Genomic DNA, 21,721 nt, shown 5'->3' on the forward strand with positions numbered 1-21,721 from the left:
GATCAGGAAGAGGTGTCGCCATGGAGGCGTTCCGCAAGGCCGTGGAGGCCAACGACCACGCCGCGATCGAGGCACTGCTCGCCGACGACGTGGTGTTCACCAGCCCCGTGGTCTTCAAGCCGTACCCGGGCAAGGCGATCACCGCGGCGATCCTGCGCGGGGTGACCCGCGTCTTCGAGGACTTCCACTACGTACGGGAGATCCACGACGCGGGCGGCCGCGATCACGCGCTCGTCTTCGCGGCGCGGGTCGGCGACCGAGAGCTGACCGGCTGCGACTTCCTGCACGTGAACGACGAGGGGCTGATCGACGAGTTCACCGTCATGGTGCGCCCGCTGTCCGGGGCGAACGCGCTGCAGGCGGCCATGGCGGCACAGTTCGACCGGATCGCCCAGGAGGCCGCTCAGGGCGCCTGAGGGGCCACGTCCACCCGCAGCCCGGCCAGCAGCTCCGTCGCCGCCTCCCAGCCGAACGGGCCCTGCGCGAACAGGACACCCATCGTCCGCAGCCTGCGCACGCTCTCCCGGTAGGCCGGGTGCGCGGCCAGTTGCTCGCTGACGCAGGGCGCCACGGCGACCGGAACGCCCGCACCGAAGGCCTCGCAGAGCGTGGCCACGGCCAGGGTGTCGGCGATGCCGGCGGCCCATTTGTTGAGGGTGTTGAAGGTGGCGGGGGCGACCACGACGGCGTCGGCGGGCGGGAACGGGCGCGGGGTGCCCGGCCTGCGGGACGCCGCTCGGACGTCCCGGCCCGTCTGCGCCCGGACCGCCGCGACATCGAAGAAGCCGTCGGCCGCCGTGGGGGTCGCGATCACGCCGACGTCCCAGCCGGCCTCCTGCGCGGGCCCGATCAGTTTGCCGATGCCGTCGGCGGCGCCGGCCGCGCACACGACGACGTAGAGGAAGGGCCGCTTCGCGGGCGGTTCAGGCTGGGTCACTGGTCACCTTCCGGATCAGCTCGGTCAGGGCGGCCGCCACCGCGTCGAGCCCCCGGTGCGGGGTGACGGGTTCGTCCAGGTACAGATCGCGCCGCAGCTCCAGCATGACGGCGGTGACCCGCCGGTCGGTGCCGTAGTGGCGCAACGGTACGTACGTGCCCGCGAACGGCGTGTTCAGGCCACTCGCACCGAGCGGGGCGAACGCCGTGCGGGCGTGGGCGAGGAGCGCGTCCGGCGTGTGGAAGGGGTCGGTGCCGAGGCAGACCGGCGGCCGGGGGCCGGTGCCGTGGAGTTCGTAGGGCAGGGCGCGGCTCGGATACGAGTGGACGTCGACGACGACCGCGCGGCCGGTCGCGGCGAGCCGGTCCTCCACCGCCCGGGTCATCGCCTGTGCGTACGGCTCGAAATAGTCGGCGAGCAGGGCGGTTTCGTCGGGCGCGGGTTCGGTTCGCAGCGGCGCGCGGTGGGTGGTGCGGGTGTAGACGGCGCCCATGCCGACCGCGCGCATCTCCTCGCGCCCGTCGGGGAACCGCTCGGGGTCGACGACCAGCCGGGAGCGTTCGTTGACGAAGCGCCAGGGTGTCACGGGCGCGTCCCGGGCGGCGCGGGCGGCGATCTCCTGGGTGTGCGCGTCGGTGATCAGGTCCAGCTCACGCTCCAGGTCGGCGTCGTCGAGCAGGATGCCCGAGCGCGCCTCCGGGGTGATCGTGCGGGAGCCGTGCGGCACGTGGAGGATCACCGGCGACTGCGGGGCGCCGGGCAGGAGCCGGAACGCGGGGCCGTCCGCCGGTCCTGCCGGTCTGTCCGTGGTGTTCATGGCCTCAGCCTGCCCCGGGACCGCACGCGCCGGACACAACGATTTTCGGACACCTGGACGCAACCCTCTTGCCCAATGGTCAAGAACTGTTGACCATTGGGGGCATGCCACCGAATGACTCTCCCGAGACCTTCCACGTCACCACCGACGAGCAGTTGCGCGCCGTCTCCAACCTCACGCGCCACCGGATCATGGCCGTGCTCCGCTTCGAGCCCGCGACGATCACGCAGATCGCCGCGCGGGTGGGCCTGGCGAAGGGCAGCTCCAGCTATCACGTGCGGCTGCTGGAGCGGGCCGGCCTGGTGAAGGTGGTCCGGACGCGGAAGGTGCGGGGGGTCACCGAGCGGTACTACGCCATGGCCGCGCGGTCGATCGTGCTGCCGGACCCGGGCGAGGGCGGCCCGGACGTGCTGATGCGGCACGCGGTGGCGGACCTGGAGGCGTCGCCGGTGGACGCCGAGCGGCATGTGGGAATGGCCCATCTGCGGCTCACCGACGAGCAGTTCGCGGAGCTGGGGGCGCGGCTGCAGGCACTGGCGGTCGAGTACCGCGAGCTGTCCGATCCGTCGCTGCCGGACACGTCGTTCGTCTTCGCCCTGTTCCACCCCGGATCGCGTGAGCAGGCCGAAGGAGACGTCAAATGAGTGGAGACAGAGGACAGTTGCCGACCGGGTTCGGTCGGCTGTGGACCGCGCAGACGGTGTCCTCCCTCGGTGACGGGGTGTCGCATGCGGCGCTGCCGCTGATCGCGCTGACCCTGACGCGGGATCCGCTGGCGCTCGCCGTCGTCACCGCCGCCGGAACGCTGCCGTGGCTGCTCTTCGGGGTGCTCGGCGGCGCCCTGGTGGACCGCTGGGACCGTCGGCGCACGATGTGGGTCACGGACGCGGCGCGTGCGCTGCTGCTCGCGATACCGGCGGCAGCGGCGGCGCTGGACTTGCTGAGCATCCCCCTGCTCGCGGCCGTCGCCTTCCTGCTCGGCCTCGGCGGGCTCTTCTTCGACACGGCCGCCACGGCCTATCTGCCGGATCTGCTCGGCCGCGACCCCGTGCTCCTGGAGCGCGCCAACTCCCGCCTGCGCTCCGCCCAGACCGCCGCGTCCGGCTTCGCCGGGCCGCCCGCGGGCAGCGCCCTGCTCGCGCTCGGGCGGGCGGTCCCGCTGCTCGCCGACGCGGTGTCGTTCGCGCTCTCCGCACTGCTCGTACGGTCGCTGCCCGCCACGCCCCGGCCCGCGGAGCAGGCCCGGGAGTCGCTGCTGCGGCAGGCGCGGGCCGGCGCCTCCTACGTGTTCCGGGACCGGCTGCTGCTCGGACTCGCCCTGCGTCCGGCGGTCGGGAACATCGCCTTCCTCGCCGTGGAGACCGTCCTCGCCCTCTTCGCGCACGACCGTCTCGGCATCGGCGCCTTCGGCTTCGGCCTGCTCCTCACGGCGGAGGCCACCGGCGGCCTGCTCGGCGCGGGCATCGCCTCGTTCCTCGGCCGACGGCTCGGCACCGGCGCCGCGCTCACCTGCACGGCCGCGGTCGAGGGGCTCGCCGTGCTGGGGCTCGCGGCCGCCCCGAACCCGTACGTCGCCGGGCTCGCGCTCGCCGTCTGCGGGGCGGGCATGGGTGCCACGATGGTGCTCGCGCCCTCCTTGCGGCAGGCGATCGTCCCCGCCGCCCTGATGGGGCGGGTCACCTCGACCTCCCGCATGCTCGCCATGTGCGCCGCCCCGTTCGGCGCCTTCCTCGGCGGCTGGCTGGCGACCACGTACGACGTACGCACCCCGCTCTACGCCGCATCGGGGCTCCTCCTCACCATGACCGCCGTCACGGCCACCATGACCAGCAATCGCCGGGTCGAAGCGGCGCTGCGCGGCGCCGCACCGGGCGACGGTCCGGGTCTCCCCGCACCCGAGGTGCCCGTCCGGGAGTCCGCGCCCGAAAGCCTGTGACGCAACCGGACGGGGCGGGACCGTCGAACGGCCCCGCCCCTCCCAGCGGATCGGAGGCGGCTCCCTAGCCGACCGGCCCCACGGGACCGGTGAGCGGCAGCACGGTCTGGCACTTCACCGCACGCGGGTGCGCGGGGTCGAGCGCGTTCAGCACATGCGTGAGGGTGATCGGGTCGTACGCGGCCTCGAGGTGATCGGTGAGGTCGAGCGCGCAGGCGTCCTGGACCCGGATGTTGCGGACCGTCGCGCCCGGGCCCGCCTTCAGATAGCTGTTCGTGTAGGGCGTGACGACCTCGTCGTACTTGCTGGCGATGACCGTGTAGTCGACGCCGGGCACGGTGTCGCCGCCCGCGTCCAGCTGCTTGTTGAAGTCCGAGCCGATCTCCTGCTCGACGAGGGCCGGACTGGTCTTGGTGAGGAGGTCGTTGGCCGGCTCCAGCAGGTGCAGGGCTTTGCCGAGCTCGGTGATGCCGCTCAGGGTGGTGCCGTGGTTGGACGGGGTGATGCCGATGAGCTTGGCGACCTTGCCCGCGGCGCTCGGGTCGTTCTTCAGGTAGAAGCGCGGCATCGGGCCGCCGCCCTGCGAGTGGCCGACCAGATCGACCTCGGCGGCGCCGGTGGCGGCCCGCACCTTGTCGACGAAGGTGCCCAGCTTCGCGGCGCTGTCCTTCATGGGTCCGATGCCCTGGACGGCACCGGTCTCGCTGTCGGACCCGTAGTTGAAGGCGAAGACGCAGTACCCGTTGTTGGCCAACAGGGGCGCCGCGCCACGCCAGTTGTCGTTCATGTTCTCCAGCGTGCCGTGGATCAGGACGACGGGCTGCGGGTGCTCGGCGCTCGGCCTGCACGCCCAGTCGTTGGCTCCGTCGGGGGCCTGGCCCGCCTGGAGGAATCCCTTCAGGAATCCGCTGGTGAAGTTGTACTCGACCGGCCGGGAACTGTCGGCCGCCGAGGCGCTCGGCGCACCGAGAGCGAGCAGCCCGGAAATCCCAAGGGCGCTCGCGGCGACCGCGCCGAAAATCGTGTGTCTCATTTCCAGTACCGTCCCTTGTTCTGGAATACCGCGCCAATAGCGGCGTCGGACGGCGAGAAGCTAGAAGCAGTTCCGGGCCACGGCAACGGTGTGGGCAGAGGGATGCGTGAGGCGCGCAGGACGGTGCCAGGATTTGGCTCGCGGCCGCCACCTACGGTGTCACCCACATGAGTGTTTTCTCGGTAGTCCCACCCGGACGGCCCACAATATCGCTGGTGAGCGACCCACCGGCGACGCTATTTGACTTGCCGTCAACATCTTGACCCGTGAGTAACAACGGCCCATACTCGGCGGGACGGACGGGAGTTGAGGTGGGGCATGAACGCTTCCGGCACGGCCGGCACGCCGGGCTTCGGCGGCGCGTGGGTGGCCTTTCCGCAGCGGCTCGCGGCGGAACTCCGCAAGGAGAACCGCACTCTGGCCGCCGAGATCATTCATGAAATCCGCCGTCAGATCCCGGAATTCTCCCGCCCGTTGTCCGGACAGTTCGGTGCCGCGATCCAGAACGGGGTGGAAACCGCTCTCGCGGAATTCGTCGACCGGGTGGAGGAGGGCGGCGGGGAACTCGACGCAGAGCGTCTGCCCGTCTACCGGGCCCTGGGGCGCGGCGAGTTGTCGGAGGGCCGCAGCCTCGACGCATTGCAGGCGGCGTACCGGCTCGGCGGCCGGGTCGCGTGGCGGCGCTATGTGCGCGTCGCCCGGCGCCTCGCGCTCGCCACGGACGCGGTGGCGCAGCTCGCGGAGACCGCCTTCACGCACATCGACGAGATCGCGGCCGCGTCCGTCGCCGCGTACGCCCGGGCGCAGGCCGACGCGGCCGGCACGCTCGGCCGCCGTCGGCACCGCCTGCTCACCCTGCTGGTCGCGCCCGACCCCTCGCCGGGCCCGCATCCACGGACGGCGCGGACGGACTCCGTGCCGGACGACGTGCTGCGACAGGCGGCGCGGGACGCGGAGTGGCCGCTGCCGGAGACGGTGGCCGCGGTCGCCCTGAGCCCCGGCCCGCGCACGAGCCTTCCCGGGAGACCGTCGCACGGGCTACGACTGCCCTCCCTGGTCCTGGCCGATCTCGACGGGCCCGCACCGTGTCTGCTCGTGCCCGATCCGGCGGAGCTGCTGGCCGACCCCCTGCTGCGGCAGGTGCTGCAGGACCGGGCCGGCGCCACGGGGCCGGTCGTCCCGCTGCGGCAGGCCGCCGACTCCCTGCGCTGGGCCCGCTCGCTGCGCGCCCACGCCCCGGCGGGCGAGCCGGCCGACGCCGACCGGGGGCTCACGGACCTGCTGCTGCTCGCCGATCCCCCGCTGGTCCGGCTCATGGCGGCCCGGCGGCTCGCCCCGCTGGACGCCCTCACCCCGAAGCAGCGCGACCGGCTCGCCCACACGCTGCTCGCCCATCTGCAGACACCGCACGGCAGCGCCCCGGAGCTCGCCGAACGCCTCGCGATCCATCCGCAGACCGCCCGGCAGCGGCTGCACCATCTGCAGCGCCTGTTCGGCGCCCAGCTCGCCGATCCGGACGCCCGCTTCGAACTGGAGGCGGCGCTGCGGGCGGACCTCGCCTGAGCCGTGCGGGCCCGCGGAATATGCCGGGGGCCCACCCTGTTGACGGCCCCGAAGGAGGCAACAGTGGAGCAGCAGAACTACTACTCGCACGGAACGGCCGCGGAGCGCTGGGAGCGGGCGCGGATGTTCTTCGACGCCAAGGAGTACGCGACGGCCGCCAAGGTCCTGGACGGTCTCGTCGCCGAGGTCCCGGAGCAGGTCGCCCCGCGTCTGCTGCTGGCCCGCTCCTACTACCACTCCGCGCAACTGCGGCGCGCCGAGGCCGAGCTGCGCACCATCGTGGAGCGCGACCCGGTGGAGCACTACGCCCGGCTGATGCTCGGCCGCACGCTGGAGCGGCAGGGCCGGGACACCGAGGCCGCCCCGCACCTGCGGATGGCGGCGGCGCTCGCCGGGGACTTCCCGGAGGACTGATCCGCGGCGGTGCGGCCGGAGCGCGAGCCCGGCCGCACCGCCGTGAGCCGGGGCGGGACGGTCCCCCTGCCTCGGCTAGCCTTGCGAGACGATGAACCGCACCGACAAGGCCGCCCCCGTACCGGTCCTGACCACCCCCTGGTCCGACCTGGCCCTCACCCGCCACCCCGAGGACCCGCGCGATCCGCTGCGCGCCTGGGACGCGGCCGACGGCTATCTGCTGAAGCACCTCGCCGAGCAGGGCGTCGATCTGTCCGGGTCCGTCCTGGTCGTCGGGGACCGCTGGGGCGCCCTGGCCACGGCGCTCGCGGCGGCGGGCGGTGGCGCGCCGACGCTGATCTCGGACTCGTACCTCGGCCTGCGGGCCACGCGGACGAACCTGGAGCGGAACGGCCTCGCGGGGCCGTCCCTGCTGACGACGCGGGACGCCCCGCCGGCGCGGGCGGACGTGCTGCTCGTGCGGGTGCCGAAGAGTCTGGCCCTCCTGGAGGACCAGCTGCACCGGCTGCGGCCGGCCGTCCACGCGGGCACCGTCGTCGTCGGCACCGGCATGGTCAAGGAGATCCACACCTCGACGCTCCAGTTGTTCGAGCGGATCATCGGCCCGACCCGCACCTCGCTCGCCGAGAAGAAGGCGCGGCTGATCTTCACGACGCCGGACCCGTCCCTCTCCCCCGGCCCGAACCCCTGGCCGTACCGGTACGAGCTGCCCGACGGCATCGGCCCGCTGGCGGGCCGCACGGTCGTCAACCACGCCGGGGTGTTCTGCGCCGAGCACCTCGACATCGGCACCCGCTTCTTCCTCCAGCACCTCCCGAAGGACACGGACGCCCGCCGGATCGTCGATCTCGGCTGCGGGAACGGGGTGGTCGGCACGACGGCCGCGCTGACCCATCCCGGCGCCGAGGTCCTGTTCACCGACGAGTCGTACCAGGCGGTGGCGTCCGCGGAGGCCACGTACCGGGAGAACGCGACGGGTGAGGCGCTCTTCCGAGCCGCCGACGGTCTGGAGGGGGTTCCGGACGCGGGCGTCGACCTCGTCCTGAACAACCCGCCCTTCCACTCGCACCAGGCGACGACCGACGCGACGGCCTGGCGGATGTTCGCGCAGGCCCGGGCCGCGCTGGCGCCCGGCGGTGAGCTGTGGGTGGTCGGCAACCGGCATCTGGGCTATCACGTCAAGCTGCGCCGACTGTTCGGCAACAGTGAACTCGTCGCCGGTGACCCGAAGTTCGTGATCCTCAAGGCCGTGAAGCAGGCGTCACGCGCGCGGGCCCGCCGGCAGTGACAGGGCGAGCGCGGCGGCCAGCAGGCACACCGCGCCGCATCCGGCGAGGAACACCCCGGCGCCCCGGGCCGCCGCGACGAGACCGGCGAGCGGCAGCAGCAGCGGACTCAGGCCGAGGGTGCACAGCGAGGTGACCGAGGTGACCCGGCCGGTGTAGCCGGGTTCGGTCCACTGCTGGAGCAGGGCGTGGCCGAGGACCATGGGGACTCCGCTCGCGGCGCCGAGCAGCGCGCACAAAGCGACGGCGGCGCCGGGCCCCGGCCGGGCGAGCCCGACGGCGGCGACGAGCACACCGGTGGCGGACAGGCTGGCGGCGAGCAGGGTGCGCGGCGCGGGAACTCGGTGGACGAGGGTGAGCGCGACGCCCGCCGCCGCGCCCGCCACGCTGAACGCGCCGAGCAGCAGCGACAGGGTGCCGGGGTGCCAGCCGCGCTCGTCGGTGAGCAGGACGAGCGCGGCGCCGACGGGACCGCTGAAGCACATCTCGCCGAGCCCGATGACGGCGACCAGCCGCACGAGGGAGCGGCGCCCCGCCACATGGCGCAGCCCGTCCCGGAGTTGGGACCAGGGGGAGGCGGCGGCCGGAGCCGGCGCGCCGGGCACCCGCAGGCGGGCGAGGAGCAGCAGGGACACGGCGAACAGCACGCCCACCACCGTGAACGCCCCGGCCGCGCCCGCCCCGGCGAGTGCGGCGCCCGCCGCGAAGGGGCCCGCGGTGTTGGCGCAGCGCACCGCGAGGGACCGCATGCCCTGAACGCGCGTCAGCTGGTCCGGCGCGGTCAGTCGCGGGGGCAGCGCGCCCACGGCCGGCAGGAACAGCGCGTCGGCGACGCCGAAGCAGACCGCGAGCGCGCACAGCACCGCGAGGTGGGCACCGCCGGCCCAGAGGACGGCGGCCACGGCGAGCACGGCCAGGCAGCGTGCGAGATCGCTGCCGATGAGCACCCGGCGCGGTCCCAGCCGGTCGGCGAGCACCCCGCCGGCGAGCATGAGGAGGGCGCGGGGCACGGCGCCCGCGGCGAGCACGAGCCCGGCCTGGGCGGGTCCGGCGGTGTCGACGACGGCCCAGGTCAGGGCGGTCATGTAGAGCACGTCGCCGGTGACGGACGTGGTGTAGGCGCCGAGCCAGCGCAGGACGTTCGGATCGCGGTGGGCGGCCGGCGCGGACGCCGTCGTGGTCATGCCGGTGGTGTCACGTCGGTGGGGAACGCCTGGAACTGCACGGTCGCGGGGACGGCGTCCGGTGCGGGCTCCTTGTCCCGGTACCGGGCGACGACGGCCAGCAACTCGCTCTTGAGGGCGTGCAGTTCGTCGGGGGTGACCCGCACGTCGAAGTCGCTGAACGCGGACACGGCGAACCACGCGTCGGGCAGGGCGGGCACGGTCCGCGTGGCGGCCTCGCGCAGCCGCTCCGCCGCGGCGAGGGCGACGGCCTGGGTGTAGGCCCGGCCTTCGGGTCCGCCGCGCTCGGCCGGGTCGTGCTGCGAGGCGCGGTGCAGCGCCCGCCACCACCGGTCGCGCCGGTTTCCGCGCTCGACGTCCTCCTCGATGAGTCCGCCCGCGGCGAGGCGGCGCAGGTGATAGCTGGCGGCCCCCGAGTCGAGGTCGAACCGCCGCGCCAACTGCCGTGCGGTCGCGGGCCCTCGGCGCCGCAGGTCGTCGAGGAGCGCGATCCGCATCGGGTGGGCGAGCACCCGGAGAGCGGCGGTGTCGAGCGTGAACTCGGCCTCGGCGGGCGGGACATGCGGCTCACGGGGCTGTTCGTCGGCGGCTTCTCGCATGGCTCCCGAGCGTAGGCGGGGAAGAGCCGTTGGGGAAGAGTCGTTCCGGAAGAACTGTTCGGGAACGGTTCTTCGCGGATGGCCATCAATAGAAGCGAACACATTTCTCAACGGGTGCATCCGCGGGCCCACTTGGGCCGGTAGTAGGGGGTGAGTCAGCGGGCTCTACCCCGCCCGCTCATCTCGCTCGTCGCCGACACCCGGTGCGCCTGCACGCCCGGGTGTCGGCGGCGTCCCCGTCACGGATCTCGTGCGGACCTTGTCGGAACGATCCACTCCGGGACACGATGCCCCGATGAAGGGTGATCTTTTCGCGAATGAGTTCATGGTGCAGGCCGCTGTGGCGCCGGGCATGTCCGTCCAGAACGCCAAGTCGATCCGGTACGTCGTCGACGGCGAGATGATGGCGCGGCAGGGCGCGATGATCGCCTACCGGGGGAATCTGCAGTTCGAGCGCAAGGGCCAGGGTGTCGGCGGCATGCTGAAGCGGGCCGTCACCGGTGAGGGCCTCGCGCTGATGAAGGTGAAGGGGCGCGGGGAGGCCTGGTTCGCCCAAGAGGCGCAGAACGTGTTCGTGGTGGACCTCGAACCTGGCGACGTGTTCACCGTCAACGGTCGCAACGTGCTCTGCTTCGATCCCACGCTGTCCTACGACATCAAGACGGTGAAGGGCGCCGGAATCAGCGGTGGCGGCCTCTTCAACAGCGTGTTCACGGGCCACGGCCGGCTGGGCCTGGTCTGCGAGGGCAATCCGCTGGTCCTGCCGGTGTCGCCGCAGCAGCCGGTGTACGTCGACACGGACGCGATCGTCGGCTGGACCGCCGATCTGCGGACCTCCCTGCACCGTTCGCAGTCCATCGGGTCGATGATCCGCGGCGGGTCCGGGGAGGCGGTCCAGCTCATGCTGGAGGGTGAGGGGTTCGTGGTGGTGCGGCCGAGCGAGGCGACCCCGCAGAAGCCGCAGCAGCACTAGGGCCCGCCGCGGTGGCCGCCCGTTCGGCCACCGCGATCCTGGCCAGCTTGGTGAGCATCATGCCGTTGCGGACCTTGACCAGGTAGTCCACGGGCAGGCCGTGCATCCGGGTGCCCGGGCCCCGCAGGGGATGCCAGTCGAGGACGAACACGGTGTGCTCGCCCCACGGGATGAGTTTCATGGCGACGCGGGCGGCCCCGAACGGGTCCGCCTTCGCCTCCAGCTCCAGCCGGTGCTCCGGCTCGCAGATCCGGACGACGCTGGTGTCGTCCGTGGTCAGCGGGCCGATGCCGACCCGGAACCGCAGCGTGGTGCCCACGGCGGGCCAGTCGGGGTCCACCGCGAGCACCTGCTGGTTGCCGGTCACCCATTCCCCGTAGCGGTGTCCGTCGGACAGCAGCCGCCACACCTCGGCGGGCGGGCTCAGGATGAGTCGGCGGTTGCGGGCCACGACGATCACGCTCCTTCTCAGGACAAGCGTGCGACCCCGACGCCACTCCGGCAACCGCCGACCGGCGGCCCTCCCCCGGCCGCGATCAGCCGCGATACGTCTCCAGCAGCCGCAGCCACACCTCGCTCACCGTCGGGTAGGCCGGCACCGCGTGCCACAGCCGGTCGATCGGCACCTCGCCGGCGATCGCGACCGTCGCCGAATGGATGAGCTCGCCGACGCCGGGGCCGACGAACGTGACACCGAGCAGCACCTCGCGGTCCAGGTCGACGACCATGCGGGCACGGCCGGTGTAACCGTCGGCGTAGAGGCTGGATCCGGCCACGTTCGCCAGGTCGTAGTCGACGGCGCGGACGCGGTGGCCCGCCGCCTCGGCCTCGGCGAGGGTCAGGCCCGCGCTCGCCGCCTCGGGGTCGGTGAAGACGACCTGCGGGACGGCGGCGTGGTCGGCGGTGGCGGCGTGGGCGCCCCAGCGGTCGGTCTCCAGGAGCGGCACTCCGGCCGCGCGGGCGGTGATCGCCGCGCCCGCGATCCGCGCCTGGTACTTCCCCTGGTGGGTGAGGAGCGCCCGGTGGTTGGCGTCGCCGACCGCGTAGAGCCAGTCGCTGCCCTCGACGCGGAGGCTGTCGTCCACGGTCAGCCAGGAGCCGGGGGCGAGCCCGACCGAGTCCAGACCGATGTCGTCGGTACGGGGGGCGCGTCCGGTCGCGAACAGGATCTCGTCCGCCTGGAGGACCGTCCCGTCGGTGAGCGTGGCCGAAACCGTGCCGTCCGTGCGTTCGACCGCGGTCACGGACACGCCGGTGCGCACCTCGGCCCCGGCCTCGCGCAGGGCGTCGACGACCAGTTCCCCGGCGAACGGCTCCATCCGGTCCAGCACGCCGTCGCCGCGCACCAGAAGGGTGACCTGCGAGCCGAGCGCCTGCCAGGCCGTGGCCATCTCGACGGCGACGACCCCGCCGCCGACCACGATCAGGCGTCCGGGCGCACGCTCCGCGCTCGTCGCCTCCCGGCTGGTCCAGGGCTTGACCTCCGGCAGGCCGGGCAGCGCGGGCAGCGCGGCCCGGGTGCCGGTGCAGACCGCGACGGCGTGCCGGGCGGTGAGCACCGTCACGGTGCCGTCCTCGGCGGTCACCGTGACCCGGCGGGGCCCGTCGAGGCGGCCGTGGCCCCGGTAGAGGTCGGTTCCGATGGACTCGATCCAGCCGACCTGGCCGTCGTCCTTCCAGTGCGAGGTGAAATCGTCGCGGTGGGCGAGCACCGCGGCCGTGTCGAGGGGGCCCTGAACCGCCTGGCGCAGTCCGGGCACCCGGCGGGCGTCGGCGCGCGCGATCACCGGGCGCAGCAGCGCCTTGCTGGGCATGCAGGCCCAGTACGAGCATTCGCCGCCGACGAGCTCGCTCTCCACGATCGCCGCACTCAGGCCGCCGGCCCGCACCCGGTCGGCGACGTTCTCTCCGACCGGTCCCGCCCCCAGCACGACTACGTCGTACGCGTGATCATTCGTGGTATCCGTGGCATGTGTCATGACGCCCAGTGTGGTCGTAGGTGTGCGTGCGGGCCACATGGGTATGGGCGCGGAATACGTCCGCCATACGGACGGTTGTGCACAAAGGCATTGCCCCCTACGGCTTCGCCCCGAACCCAGGAAGCAGGAAGAGGGAAACACCATGAGCAGCACCACCGTGGAGCTGACCAAGGAGAACTTCGATCAGACGGTCACGGAGAACGAGTTCGTGCTGATCGATTTCTGGGCGTCCTGGTGCGGGCCCTGCAAGCAGTTCGCCCCGGTCTACGAAAAGTCGGCGGAGGCCAACCCCGACCTGGTCTTCGGCAAGGTCGACACGGAGGCGCAGCCCGAGCTGGCCGCCGCCTTCGGCATCCAGTCGATCCCCACGCTGATGATCGTCCGTGACCAGGTGGCCGTGTTCGCCCAGCCGGGCGCGCTCCCCCAGGAGGCCCTGGACGACGTGATCGGGCAGGCCCGCAAGCTGGACATGGACGAGGTGCGCAAGTCCGTCGCCGAGCAGCAGGCTCAGCAGGGCCAGGCGACCGACGAGGGCTGAGCCCTTCGGGGCGGGGTGCGGCGCGGGTCAGGTGGACTCGCGCCGCACCAGGCTCGCGCCCAGCACGTCCCTGATCTCCGGTTCCGCGGCCGGGGTGCGCACGAGCCGGTCGACGAACTCCGCGAGTTCCTGTCCCGAGGGCAGGGCGAGCCGGACCGTCGTCAGCCGCGGCCGCAGCAGGCGGCCCAGCATCAGATCGTCGGCGCCGACGACGGCGACTTCGTCCGGGATGCCGATCCCCGCGTCCTGCAGCGCCCGCATCAGCAGCATCGCGTACTCGTCGTTGTAGGCGAAGACGGCGCTGAGCCCCGACTCCCTCATGCGCGCGACGACGTCGGCCGCGTGCTCCTCGTCGTAGGCGACCGGCAGCGCGACCGCCTCGGCGCCGGTCTCCCGGATGCCCGCGAGGCGTGGCGCGGCGAACGCGTCCAGGCCTTCCTCCCGCGGCATCAGCACACCGATCCGGTGGTGACCGCGCTCGCGCAGGTGTTCCGCCGCGACCCGGCCCACCGCGCGGTGGTCGGCGATCAGGGCGTGCGCTCCCTCGACCGGCTCGGCGCCCAGGGTGATGACGGCCTTGGCGCCGGACCGCTGGAGGACGCCGATGCCGCGCAGACCCATGCCGACCGGGGCGAGGACGGCGACGGGCCGCAGTTCGGCCCAGGCGCGGGCCGCGTCGTCGCCGACGACGCCCACGCTTCCGTACTGCACCGCGGTGTAGTCGAGCCGGCTCAGCGCCCACTGGAACTCGTTGAGGAATCCGCTGTACAGGGTGCCGACCGGCACGTCCGGCGCCGGCATCAGGACGATGCGGGTGTGTCCGGCGCGCAGGCTGCGGGCGGCGGCGTGCGGGACGTAGCCGAGTTCCTTGGCGGCCTCGTGGACGCGGCGCCGGGTCGGTTCGCTGATCCGTACGGCGCTGGTGTTGTTCAGGACGTAGCTGACGGTGGCGCGCGAGACCCCGGCCTGCCGCGCGACGTCCGCGCTCGTGGGCGCCGAGCCGCGGGACGGGCCCGTGGATTCGGCGGGTACGGGCTGCTGACTGGGTATCTGCGGTTTCTCCACCATGACGTACGGCATCTTTCCAGAAGGGGTGTCCGCACCGGGCGCCGGGCGGGCACTCCGTGCCGTACGGCTGGCCAACACACGTACATCGCACGGCGATTGGGGTGTCACGCGGTCCCCCGCAGGGGCCACGTGACACCCCTGTCTCAGCCGTCCGCGAGCACCTTCCACACGTCCGGGTCCTCGAAGCCCAGCGCCCACAGCACCGTGTGCGGGACGCCGTGGGTGCGCAGCACGGCGAGGTGGGCCGCGGTGCCGCGCGCGTCCTGGTACCAGACGGTGCGGCGGGTGCTGCCGTCCTTGTACGTGAAGTGCGGGGTGCTGGAGTCGGGGTCGAGACGGTAGGGCGCCTTCTCCTTGCGGCGCAGCGCCTCGGCGTCCTTCCATGTCACGTGCTGTGCACGGCCCTTGTCCCCGACCGCCCAGTTCCATCCGTAGGCCGGAAGGCCCATCTCCAGCTTGGCGCGCGGGACTTGGGCGGTGGCCGTGGTGAGGATGTCGTCGTACCACCGCGGGGTGGAGAGCGGGCCGGGCGCGCCCTCCGCGTAGTGCAGGTTGTACGCCATGATCCGGACCCGGTCGGCGGCGGCGCCCAGTCGCCCGTAGTCCCAGACGCGGCCGCTGGTACGGGTCTTGGGGGTCACGGTGACGAAGCACTGCTTGCGCAGGTCGTGCAGGCGGGCGCAGAGGTCGGTGACGAAGTCGGCGTATCCGGTGCGCACGGCGCGGTAGGTGGCGTCGGGGCTCGGCGCGATGGTCTCGTAGTCGAGGTCGATGCCGTCGTAGGCGCGGCTGCGGACGACGGCGAGGAGCGCGTCGATGTGTTCGGCGCGGCGGGCGGGGCTGGTCATGACGGCGCCGAGGGCGCCGGGCTTCATCGTCTCCATCACCGTCGGGACGACCTGGATGCCCTTGTCGTGCAGGCCGTTGACGATGCGGCGCTCGCCGGCGCCGGGGTGGCCGTCGACGCGGCCCGCGGACTTCGTCTGGTACCAGAAGGGGCTGATGGTGCGGATCTGGTCGGCGTGCTCCAGTGCGTCCTGGTAGGCGTTCTCCTGGTCCCAGTACGGCAGCCAGGCCGAGACGGTGCGCGGCGGCGGTGGGGCGTCGGCGGCCCGTGCGGCGCCGGGGGCGAGGGCGCCGGCCAGGAGCAGCAGCGCGGGGAGTGCGGTCAGGGCGGGGCGGTGTATGCGTCGTCGTGCCATGTGCCGAGCCTGCGGGGCATCCCGTGGACCCGCCGCACGGATTGGGCCGTCCAGGCTCTAACGTGACCCCGGTGACTGCCTTTACGGAAGATTCCGCGAACGAGCACCCCGGCCGCTTCGGAGCGACGGCCACGGTGGAGGCCGAGCCGCGCCGGGTGGGCCCGGTGCGCACCGAGTACGCGCCCGCGCACGACGGCGACCCCGACCCGGGCGAGATCGTCTGGACGTGGGTGCCCTTCGAGGAGAACGACGGGCGCGGCAAGGACCGCCCCGTTCTCGTCGTCGCCCGCGAGGCGGCCGGGACGCTGCTGGCCGTGCAGCTGTCGAGCAAGCGGCACGACCACGACCGCGAGTGGGTGGCGCTCGGCTCGGGACCCTGGGACCGGGACGGCCGCGACTCGTGGGTGGATCTGGACCGCGTACTGCGGGTGCACGACCAGGGGATGCGGCGCGAGGCGTGCGCGCTGGACCGCGGCCGCTTCAACACGGTGGTGCTGCGGCTGCGGGAGCGCTACGGCTGGCGCTGAACGGCCTGCTGCCGGGGGCCGCTGAGGACCCGCTCGAACGCCGAGCGGGTCGCCGCGTCCTTCGTACGGTCGAGGACCGCGAAGACGACCTGCTCGAAACGGCCGTGGAAACGGCCGTCGAGGAGGCCCGCGAACGCCCGGGCGACCTGCTCGGGTTCGTTGCGGAACACGCCGCAGCCCCACGCGCCGAGCACGAGCCGCCGGTAGCCGTGCAGGGCCGCGACCTCCAGGACGCGCTCGGCGCGGGCGGCCAGCGCCCTGGGGATCCGGTCGACGCGCTCCGGGGTGCGGCGCGCGATCACCCCGGCGTTCGGCGCGGGTGAGGTCAGGAAGCCCACCTGGTAGGGCTCGTCGAGGAGCCGGCCGCGCTCGTCCCTGAACACCGGCACGCCGGGGGTGTGGATGACGCGGTCGCTGTAGAAGACGTCCCGGTCGGTGCGGTGGTGGTCGTAGAACTCCGGGGCCCTGAGCAGGCAGGTGTACAGCGCCGAGGCGCGGCAGACGGCCTCCTCCTGGGCCTGTGCCCCGTTCAGGAAACCGCCGCCGGGGTTGCGGGCGGACGCGAAGTTCAGCACCGCGATCCGCTCCGCCCGCTCCCCCGTCATCCGGCGCGCCGCGTCGAGGCTGCTCTCCCCCGTGACCTCGACGGACGGCGCCGCCACGGCCGGCGCGGGCGGCACGGTCACCGGCTCGGGACCGTACATGCGCGTGCCCTCCCGGGCCCGTGCCACCGCGTCGGCGAGGTCGACCGTGCGCCCGTCCCCCGTGACGTACTCCCCCGCGGCGACGATCTCCTCCGTGCGCTGCGCGATCTCCCGCAGCCGGGCGCTCACGCGCCCTCCCCCGTCGTTCTCATGAACCCATCGTGTGCGCTCGGTGACCGCGCGGACAACAGGTTTTCGCCGGAGCGGTCCGACCGTCCTCACTCCCGGACGCACCCTTGTGCGATTCCCGGCGAGGGTCTTGGGTAGACGGGCGTTGCCCGAAAAGGCCCGACCCGGGCCGAATCGACGCCATGGCCCCGACCGGGGACCATGGGACGGGTGAGGACCAGGAGGAATCCCGGTATGAGCGAGGCAGACTGTACGAGCCCCGGTGAGCCGCTCACCGAGGCAACCGAGGTGGAGGCCCTGATCCGGGGCATCTGCTTCAAGACCGGCCCGCCCCGCGCGGTCGGTGTCGAACTGGAATGGATCGTCCACGAGCCGCGCCCGCAGGGGGTGCCCTGGCTCCCGTTACCTCCCGAACGACTCGACGCGGCCTATGTCGCACTGCGCGCCGTGCCCCTGCACTCGGCGCTCACGGTGGAACCCGGCGGCCAGCTGGAGCTCAGTTCGCTCCCCGCCGCCACCCTGACCGAGTGCGTCTCGGTCATGCGGGCCGATCTCACCGCCGTCCGCACCGTGCTCCGTGAGCACGGACTCGTCCTCTCGGGCCAGGGCACCGATCCCTGGCGGCCACCCCGCCGCGTGCTGCGCGAACCCCGCTACGACGCCCTGGAGGCCTCCCTCGACCGGGCCGGTCCCGCCGGCCGCTCCATGATGTGCTCGTCGGCGTCCGTGCAGGTGTGCCTGGACGCGGGACACGAGGAGCCGGGCCCGCTGGGGCACGGCAGGCGCTGGGTGCTGTCCCATCTGCTCGGCGCCGTCCTGGTCGCCGCCTTCGCCAACTCTCCGATGCTGTCCGGGCGGGCCACCGGCTGGCGCTCCACCCGGCAGCTCCTGTGGGAGCGCATCGATCCGGGACGTTCCGGCGCCCCGGGACCCGCCGCCGAGCCGCGCACGGCGTGGGCGCGGCACGTCCTCGACGCGCCGGTGATGTGCGTGCGCCGGGACAGCGGGCCGTGGGAGGTGCCCGAACGGCTGACGTTCCGCGAATGGGTGCGCACGGGCGCTCCGCGACCACCGACCCGGTCGGACCTCGACTACCACCTGTCCACGCTGTTTCCGCCGGTGCGCCCGCGCGGCCACCTCGAACTCCGCATGATCGACGCACAGCCCGGCGACGACGGCTGGCTCGTCCCGCTCGCCGTGACGACGGCGCTGTTCGACGACCCGCAGGCCGCCGAGACCGCGTACCGGGCCGTGAAGCGGCTGGCGGAGCGCTCCGCGCCGCTGCCCGCCCCGCACAACCCGCTGTGGCAGGACGCGGCCCGCCTCGCCCTCACCGATCCGGAGCTGCGGGAGGCGGCCACGGCCTGCTTCGCCGCGGCGCTCGACGCGCTCCCCCGGATCGGCGCGGACCCCGAGGTGTGCCGGGCCGTCGCCGACTTCACGCAGCGCTACGTCCTGCGTGGCCGCTGCCCCGCCGACGACGTGCTCGATCAGCTCCGCGACCCCGCGACACCGTCCGCACAGAGGAGGACCGTCCGCTCATGACCAGTCAGCAGAACCGGGAGATCGAGGCCGTGGACCCGGAGGCCCTCAGGCGCCGTGCGGTCGACGCCCTGGAGACCGCGCGGCGGCGCACGACTCTCCTCACGAGCTGTGTCGAGGAACCCGAACTGACCGCCCAGCACTCGCCGTTGATGTCACCACTGGTGTGGGACCTCGCGCACATCGGCAATCAGGAGGAGCAGTGGCTGCTGCGGGCCGTCGGCGGCCGTGAGGCCATCCGGCCCGAGATCGACCCGCTGTACGACGCGTTCGAGCATCCCCGTGCCGAGCGCCCGAAGCTGCCGCTGCTGGCGCCGCGGGAGGCCCGCGGCTACGCGGCGGAGGTACGCGGACGCGCCCTCGACGTGCTGGCCGGCGCGTCCTTCGACACCGAGGGCGGGACGCGGCTGACCCGGGCGGGCTTCGCCTTCGGCATGATCGCCCAGCACGAGCAGCAGCACGACGAGACGATGCTGATCACTCATCAGCTCCGTACGGGCGGGGCCGCGTTGACCGCGCCGGACCCCGAATCCCTGACGGTCCCGTTCTCCGGACCGGCCGAAGTCCTCGTCCCCGGCGGCCCGTTCACGATGGGCACGTCCGCGGAGCCCTGGGCGCTGGACAACGAACGTCCCGCCCACACCCGTCTGGTGCCGCCGTTCCACATCGACACGACGCCGGTGACGAACGGGGCGTATCTGGAGTTCATCGCCGACGGCGGGTACCGCACCCCCGAGTGGTGGGCGCCGGCGGGCTGGGCCCTGGTGCGCGACCACGGACTGGAGGCGCCGCAGTTCTGGCGGCGCGACGCGGGCGGTCAGTGGCTGCGCCGCCGGTTCGGCGTGACGGAGGTCGTCCCGCCCGACGAGCCGGTGCTGCACGTGAGCTGGTACGAGGCCGACGCCTATGCCCGCTGGGCGGGGCGCCGGCTGCCGACGGAGGAGGAGTGGGAGAAGGCGGCCCGCTTCGACCCGGCGACGGGCCGCTCGACGCGCTACCCGTGGGGCGACGCCGATCCGACCCCCGAGCGGGCGAACCTGGGCCAGCGCCATCTGCGCCCGGCCCCCGCGGGCAGCTACCCCCTCGGCGAGTCCCCGCTCGGGGTGCGGCAGCTGATCGGCGATGTGTGGGAGTGGACGTCGAGCGACTTCCTGCCCTATCCCGGCTTCGCCGCCTACCCGTACCGCGAGTACTCGGAGGTCTTCTTCGGCTCCGACCACAAGGTGCTGCGCGGCGGGTCGTTCGCGGTGGACCAGGTGGTCTGCCGGGGCACGTTCCGCAACTGGGACTATCCGGTGCGCCGCCAGATCTTCTCCGGCTTCCGCACGGCGCGGGACGCCCAGCCGCGGGAGGACGGTTCCTGATGTGCCGTCATCTCGCTTATCTGGGACCGCCGGTGGCACTCAACGAGGTGCTGAACGCGCCGCCGCACAGTCTGTTCCGCCAGTCCTGGGAGCCGCGCAGACAGCGGCACGGCACCGTCAACGCGGACGGTTTCGGCGTGGGCTGGTACGCGGACGGCGACCCGGTGCCCGCCCGCTACCGCCGCTCCGGGCCGGTGTGGGGCGATGCCTCGTACGCGGATCTGACCCGGGTCGTCCGCTCCGGGGCGCTGCTGGCCGCCGTACGGGACGCGACGCTCGCGGGAGCGGACGGGGAGGCCGCCGCGGCGCCGTACGCGGCGGGCCCCTGGCTGTTCAGCCACAACGGGGCGGTGCCGGGCTGGCCCGGGTCGCTGGCGCCGCTCGTGCCCACGCTGCCCGCCGCCGACCTCCTGTCGATGGAGGCCCGGTGCGACGCGGCGTTCCTGTGGGCGCTCGCCCTTCACCGGCTGCGCACCGGCGACGAGCCGGCCCAGGCGCTGGCCGACACCGTGCTCGACGTGGCCGCGGCCCAGCCCGCTGCCCGCCTCAACCTCCTGCTCACCAACGGCGAGACGATCGCCGCGACGGCCTGGGGCGACACCCTGTGGTACCTCGCGGACCCCGGTGGCGGCACGGTCGTCGCCTCCGAGCCCTACGACGACGACCCGCGCTGGACCGAGGTGCCCGACCGCACCCTGCTCGCCGCGAGCCGCACCGACGTCCTGCTCACCCCACTCAAGGAGCCTGCCGCGTGACCACGAACCCCACATTTGACGTCACCCGCACCCTGCCCGCGGACGCGACCGACGCGGCCCTGCGGGCCGATGTCCTGCACGGTCTGACCCGCTCCCCCAAGACGCTGCCGCCCAAGTGGTTCTACGACGCGCGCGGCAGCGAGCTGTTCGACGAGATCACGACGCTGCCCGAGTACTACCCGACCCGGGCCGAGCGGGAGATCCTGCTCGCCCGCGCGCCCGAGATCGCGGCGGCGAGCGGGGCGCTCACGCTGGTCGAGCTGGGCTCGGGCTCGTCCGACAAGACCCGCCATCTGCTCGACGCGCTGCCGGGTCTTGCGGCGTACGTGCCGGTGGACGTCAGCGAGAGCGCGCTGCGGGGTGCGGCGCGCTCGCTGCTCGCCGAGCGTCCCGGGCTCGGCATCCACGCGCTCGTCGCCGACTTCACCCGCGATCTCGAGCTGCCCGCGACCCCCGGGCCGCGTCTGGTGGCGTTCCTCGGGGGCACGATCGGCAACCTGCTGCCCGAGGAGCGCGCGGAGTTCCTCGCGTCGGTGCGCGGGCTGCTGTCGCCGGGTGACTTCTTCCTGCTCGGCACCGATCTGGTCAAGGACGAGGCGGAGCTGGTCGCCGCGTACGACGACGCGGCCGGGGTCACGGCCGCGTTCAACAAGAACGTGCTGGCCGTGATGAACCGGGAGCTGGGGGCCGATTTCGACCCGGCCGCCTTCGCGCACGTCGCCCGGTGGGACGGCCGCGCGGAGTGGATCGAGATGCGGTTGCGCTCCGCCGTGGACCAGGTCGTCAAGATCCCGGCGGTGGATCTGGTCGTCGAGTTCGCCGCGGGTGAGGAGGTGCGGACCGAGGTGTCGGCCAAGTTCCGGCGGGGCGGGGTCGCGGGTGAACTGCGTTCGGCCGGGATGGAGTTGACGCACTGGTGGACCGATGACGCGGGTAGGTTCGCGCTGTCCCTGAGCACCGTCGTGGGCGACCAGTCGTCATAGTGCCGGTCCGTGGTGGCTGATCGCGCAGTTCCCCGCGCCCCCGAGGCATGCGCTGCGCGCAGCCTCCCCTGATGAGATGGCGCACGCAGTGCGCATCTCAGGGGCGCGGGGAACTGCGCGAGAAGCCCCACCGGCCGGCAGCCGACCGGCAGGCGCGCGGAGCTACTCCGCCCGGTCGTCCAGGCGCG

At 73.3% G+C, this 21,721-nt stretch carries 23 protein-coding genes; 13 read left to right on the forward strand and 10 right to left on the reverse strand.

Annotation, left to right across the window (positions count from 1 at the left end):
* The first annotated feature begins 20 nt into the window (after positions 1 to 20).
* The gene (locus ABZ930_RS16415) at positions 21 to 416 is read left to right on the forward strand and encodes a nuclear transport factor 2 family protein (RefSeq protein ID WP_361547899.1); all 396 of its coding nucleotides are present in this window, start codon (positions 21 to 23) and stop codon (positions 414 to 416) included.
* Here ABZ930_RS16415 and ABZ930_RS16420 read toward each other — a convergent pair.
* Positions 404 to 937: a flavoprotein gene (locus ABZ930_RS16420; protein ID WP_361547902.1), complete on the reverse strand. Its 534-nt coding sequence runs from the start codon at positions 935 to 937 to the stop codon at positions 404 to 406. The genes ABZ930_RS16415 and ABZ930_RS16420 overlap by 13 nt on opposite strands.
* Positions 924 to 1,754, reverse strand: a complete 831-nt coding sequence (locus ABZ930_RS16425; protein ID WP_361547905.1) for an N-formylglutamate amidohydrolase — start codon at positions 1,752 to 1,754, stop codon at positions 924 to 926. Before ABZ930_RS16425 ends, ABZ930_RS16420 begins: the two co-directional genes overlap by 14 nt.
* Before the next feature lie 104 nt (positions 1,755 to 1,858).
* On the opposite strand from ABZ930_RS16425, the gene ABZ930_RS16430 reads away from it, so the two are divergent.
* Positions 1,859 to 2,398, forward strand: a complete 540-nt coding sequence (locus ABZ930_RS16430; protein WP_361547908.1) for a winged helix-turn-helix domain-containing protein — start codon at positions 1,859 to 1,861, stop codon at positions 2,396 to 2,398.
* Positions 2,395 to 3,690, forward strand: coding sequence for an MFS transporter (locus ABZ930_RS16435; protein ID WP_361547911.1), 1,296 nt, complete (start codon positions 2,395 to 2,397; stop codon positions 3,688 to 3,690). The genes ABZ930_RS16430 and ABZ930_RS16435 overlap by 4 nt, the downstream gene beginning before the upstream one ends.
* Positions 3,691 to 3,754: 64 nt before the next feature.
* On the opposite strand, the gene ABZ930_RS16440 is transcribed toward ABZ930_RS16435, so the two are convergent.
* On the reverse strand, positions 3,755 to 4,723 hold the full coding sequence (locus ABZ930_RS16440; RefSeq protein ID WP_361547914.1) for an alpha/beta fold hydrolase: 969 nt from the start codon (positions 4,721 to 4,723) through the stop codon (positions 3,755 to 3,757).
* Positions 4,724 to 5,041: 318 nt separating this feature from the next.
* On the opposite strand from ABZ930_RS16440, the gene ABZ930_RS16445 reads away from it, so the two are divergent.
* The 3 genes from ABZ930_RS16445 to ABZ930_RS16455 all read left to right on the forward strand — a co-directional run bounded on the left by ABZ930_RS16445 (position 5,042) and on the right by ABZ930_RS16455 (position 7,988).
* Complete coding sequence (locus ABZ930_RS16445; protein WP_361547917.1) at positions 5,042 to 6,286, forward strand: helix-turn-helix domain-containing protein; 1,245 nt, start codon at positions 5,042 to 5,044, stop codon at positions 6,284 to 6,286.
* A 123-nt stretch (positions 6,287 to 6,409) separates the two neighbouring features.
* Complete coding sequence (locus ABZ930_RS16450; RefSeq protein ID WP_361547975.1) at positions 6,410 to 6,700, forward strand: tetratricopeptide repeat protein; 291 nt, start codon at positions 6,410 to 6,412, stop codon at positions 6,698 to 6,700.
* A gap of 91 nt (positions 6,701 to 6,791) precedes the next feature.
* A complete protein-coding gene (locus tag ABZ930_RS16455; RefSeq protein WP_361547920.1) occupies positions 6,792 to 7,988 on the forward strand; it encodes a methyltransferase in 1,197 nt (398 codons plus the stop codon).
* On the opposite strand, the gene ABZ930_RS16460 is transcribed toward ABZ930_RS16455, so the two are convergent.
* Both ABZ930_RS16460 and ABZ930_RS16465 read right to left on the reverse strand, forming a co-directional pair.
* Positions 7,962 to 9,170, reverse strand: coding sequence for an MFS transporter (locus ABZ930_RS16460; RefSeq protein WP_361547923.1), 1,209 nt, complete (start codon positions 9,168 to 9,170; stop codon positions 7,962 to 7,964). The genes ABZ930_RS16455 and ABZ930_RS16460 overlap by 27 nt on opposite strands.
* Positions 9,167 to 9,769 (reverse strand): helix-turn-helix domain-containing protein, encoded by a 603-nt coding sequence (locus ABZ930_RS16465; RefSeq protein ID WP_361547926.1) that lies wholly within the window; start codon positions 9,767 to 9,769, stop codon positions 9,167 to 9,169. Before ABZ930_RS16465 ends, ABZ930_RS16460 begins: the two co-directional genes overlap by 4 nt.
* A gap of 295 nt (positions 9,770 to 10,064) precedes the next feature.
* Here ABZ930_RS16465 and ABZ930_RS16470 point away from each other — a divergent pair, with 295 nt between their 5' ends.
* On the forward strand, positions 10,065 to 10,742 hold the full coding sequence (locus ABZ930_RS16470; RefSeq protein WP_361547929.1) for an AIM24 family protein: 678 nt from the start codon (positions 10,065 to 10,067) through the stop codon (positions 10,740 to 10,742).
* Here the strand turns inward: ABZ930_RS16470 and ABZ930_RS16475 are convergent.
* Both ABZ930_RS16475 and ABZ930_RS16480 read right to left on the reverse strand, forming a co-directional pair.
* Positions 10,669 to 11,193: an SRPBCC family protein gene (locus ABZ930_RS16475; RefSeq protein ID WP_361547932.1), complete on the reverse strand. Its 525-nt coding sequence runs from the start codon at positions 11,191 to 11,193 to the stop codon at positions 10,669 to 10,671. The two genes, ABZ930_RS16470 and ABZ930_RS16475, sit on opposite strands and share 74 nt — an antisense overlap.
* An 85-nt stretch (positions 11,194 to 11,278) precedes the next feature.
* Positions 11,279 to 12,721, reverse strand: coding sequence for an NAD(P)/FAD-dependent oxidoreductase (locus tag ABZ930_RS16480; RefSeq protein ID WP_361547934.1), 1,443 nt, complete (start codon positions 12,719 to 12,721; stop codon positions 11,279 to 11,281).
* Positions 12,722 to 12,863: 142 nt separating this feature from the next.
* Here ABZ930_RS16480 and trxA point away from each other — a divergent pair, with 142 nt between their 5' ends.
* Positions 12,864 to 13,259 carry a thioredoxin gene (trxA, locus tag ABZ930_RS16485; protein WP_361547937.1) on the forward strand — a complete coding sequence of 132 codons (396 nt, stop codon included), beginning with the start codon at positions 12,864 to 12,866 and terminating at the stop codon, positions 13,257 to 13,259.
* Between the two features lie 27 nt (positions 13,260 to 13,286).
* On the opposite strand, the gene ABZ930_RS16490 is transcribed toward trxA, so the two are convergent.
* Both ABZ930_RS16490 and ABZ930_RS16495 read right to left on the reverse strand, forming a co-directional pair.
* Positions 13,287 to 14,339, reverse strand: a complete 1,053-nt coding sequence (locus tag ABZ930_RS16490; protein ID WP_361547940.1) for a LacI family DNA-binding transcriptional regulator — start codon at positions 14,337 to 14,339, stop codon at positions 13,287 to 13,289.
* Positions 14,340 to 14,470: 131 nt separating this feature from the next.
* Positions 14,471 to 15,529 carry a glycosyl hydrolase family 18 protein gene (locus ABZ930_RS16495; protein ID WP_361547942.1) on the reverse strand — a complete coding sequence of 353 codons (1,059 nt, stop codon included), beginning with the start codon at positions 15,527 to 15,529 and terminating at the stop codon, positions 14,471 to 14,473.
* 71 nt (positions 15,530 to 15,600) lie between these two features.
* Between ABZ930_RS16495 and ABZ930_RS16500 the strand changes: the two genes are divergently transcribed.
* Positions 15,601 to 16,056, forward strand: coding sequence for a type II toxin-antitoxin system PemK/MazF family toxin (locus tag ABZ930_RS16500; protein WP_361547945.1), 456 nt, complete (start codon positions 15,601 to 15,603; stop codon positions 16,054 to 16,056).
* Here the strand turns inward: ABZ930_RS16500 and ABZ930_RS16505 are convergent.
* Positions 16,041 to 16,889, reverse strand: coding sequence for a TIGR02452 family protein (locus ABZ930_RS16505; RefSeq protein WP_361547948.1), 849 nt, complete (start codon positions 16,887 to 16,889; stop codon positions 16,041 to 16,043). The two genes, ABZ930_RS16500 and ABZ930_RS16505, sit on opposite strands and share 16 nt — an antisense overlap.
* Before the next feature lie 234 nt (positions 16,890 to 17,123).
* On the opposite strand from ABZ930_RS16505, the gene egtA reads away from it, so the two are divergent.
* The 4 genes from egtA to egtD are packed head-to-tail and all read left to right on the forward strand — an operon-like array spanning position 17,124 to position 21,533.
* Entirely contained in the window at positions 17,124 to 18,434 is a 1,311-nt protein-coding gene (gene egtA, locus ABZ930_RS16510) for an ergothioneine biosynthesis glutamate--cysteine ligase EgtA (RefSeq protein WP_361547951.1), read from the forward strand.
* Positions 18,431 to 19,795 carry an ergothioneine biosynthesis protein EgtB gene (gene egtB / locus ABZ930_RS16515; RefSeq protein ID WP_361547954.1) on the forward strand — a complete coding sequence of 455 codons (1,365 nt, stop codon included), beginning with the start codon at positions 18,431 to 18,433 and terminating at the stop codon, positions 19,793 to 19,795. Before egtA ends, egtB begins: the two co-directional genes overlap by 4 nt.
* Positions 19,795 to 20,550, forward strand: a complete 756-nt coding sequence (gene egtC / locus ABZ930_RS16520) for an ergothioneine biosynthesis protein EgtC (RefSeq protein WP_361547957.1) — start codon at positions 19,795 to 19,797, stop codon at positions 20,548 to 20,550. The genes egtB and egtC overlap by 1 nt, the downstream gene beginning before the upstream one ends.
* On the forward strand, positions 20,547 to 21,533 hold the full coding sequence (gene egtD / locus ABZ930_RS16525; RefSeq protein WP_361547960.1) for an L-histidine N(alpha)-methyltransferase: 987 nt from the start codon (positions 20,547 to 20,549) through the stop codon (positions 21,531 to 21,533). The genes egtC and egtD overlap by 4 nt, the downstream gene beginning before the upstream one ends.
* The last annotated feature ends 188 nt before the right edge of the window (positions 21,534 to 21,721 follow it).

This window comes from Streptomyces sp. NPDC046716 (genome assembly GCF_040645755.1).
Taxonomy (GTDB): domain Bacteria; phylum Actinomycetota; class Actinomycetes; order Streptomycetales; family Streptomycetaceae; genus Streptomyces.

What these genes read in the sequence shown, in the direction of transcription:
- ABZ930_RS16435 (WP_361547911.1), top strand. Translation starts at nt 2,395, where the DNA reads ATGAGTGGAGACAGAGGACAGTTGCCGACCGGGTTCGGTCGGCTGTGG.
- ABZ930_RS16445 (WP_361547917.1), top strand. Translation starts at nt 5,042, where the DNA reads ATGAACGCTTCCGGCACGGCCGGCACGCCGGGCTTCGGCGGCGCGTGG.
- ABZ930_RS16480 (WP_361547934.1), bottom strand. Translation starts at nt 12,721, where the DNA reads ATGACACATGCCACGGATACCACGAATGATCACGCGTACGACGTAGTC.
- ABZ930_RS16430 (WP_361547908.1), top strand. Translation starts at nt 1,859, where the DNA reads ATGCCACCGAATGACTCTCCCGAGACCTTCCACGTCACCACCGACGAG.
- ABZ930_RS16425 (WP_361547905.1), bottom strand. Translation starts at nt 1,754, where the DNA reads ATGAACACCACGGACAGACCGGCAGGACCGGCGGACGGCCCCGCGTTC.
- ABZ930_RS16490 (WP_361547940.1), bottom strand. Translation starts at nt 14,339, where the DNA reads ATGCCGTACGTCATGGTGGAGAAACCGCAGATACCCAGTCAGCAGCCC.
- egtA (WP_361547951.1), top strand. Translation starts at nt 17,124, where the DNA reads ATGAGCGAGGCAGACTGTACGAGCCCCGGTGAGCCGCTCACCGAGGCA.
- ABZ930_RS16415 (WP_361547899.1), top strand. Translation starts at nt 21, where the DNA reads ATGGAGGCGTTCCGCAAGGCCGTGGAGGCCAACGACCACGCCGCGATC.
- ABZ930_RS16470 (WP_361547929.1), top strand. Translation starts at nt 10,065, where the DNA reads ATGAAGGGTGATCTTTTCGCGAATGAGTTCATGGTGCAGGCCGCTGTG.
- ABZ930_RS16465 (WP_361547926.1), bottom strand. Translation starts at nt 9,769, where the DNA reads ATGCGAGAAGCCGCCGACGAACAGCCCCGTGAGCCGCATGTCCCGCCC.
- ABZ930_RS16440 (WP_361547914.1), bottom strand. Translation starts at nt 4,723, where the DNA reads ATGAGACACACGATTTTCGGCGCGGTCGCCGCGAGCGCCCTTGGGATT.
- egtC (WP_361547957.1), top strand. Translation starts at nt 19,795, where the DNA reads ATGTGCCGTCATCTCGCTTATCTGGGACCGCCGGTGGCACTCAACGAG.
- ABZ930_RS16455 (WP_361547920.1), top strand. Translation starts at nt 6,792, where the DNA reads ATGAACCGCACCGACAAGGCCGCCCCCGTACCGGTCCTGACCACCCCC.
- ABZ930_RS16495 (WP_361547942.1), bottom strand. Translation starts at nt 15,529, where the DNA reads ATGGCACGACGACGCATACACCGCCCCGCCCTGACCGCACTCCCCGCG.
- ABZ930_RS16450 (WP_361547975.1), top strand. Translation starts at nt 6,410, where the DNA reads ATGTTCTTCGACGCCAAGGAGTACGCGACGGCCGCCAAGGTCCTGGAC.
- egtB (WP_361547954.1), top strand. Translation starts at nt 18,431, where the DNA reads ATGACCAGTCAGCAGAACCGGGAGATCGAGGCCGTGGACCCGGAGGCC.
- ABZ930_RS16460 (WP_361547923.1), bottom strand. Translation starts at nt 9,170, where the DNA reads ATGACCACGACGGCGTCCGCGCCGGCCGCCCACCGCGATCCGAACGTC.
- trxA (WP_361547937.1), top strand. Translation starts at nt 12,864, where the DNA reads ATGAGCAGCACCACCGTGGAGCTGACCAAGGAGAACTTCGATCAGACG.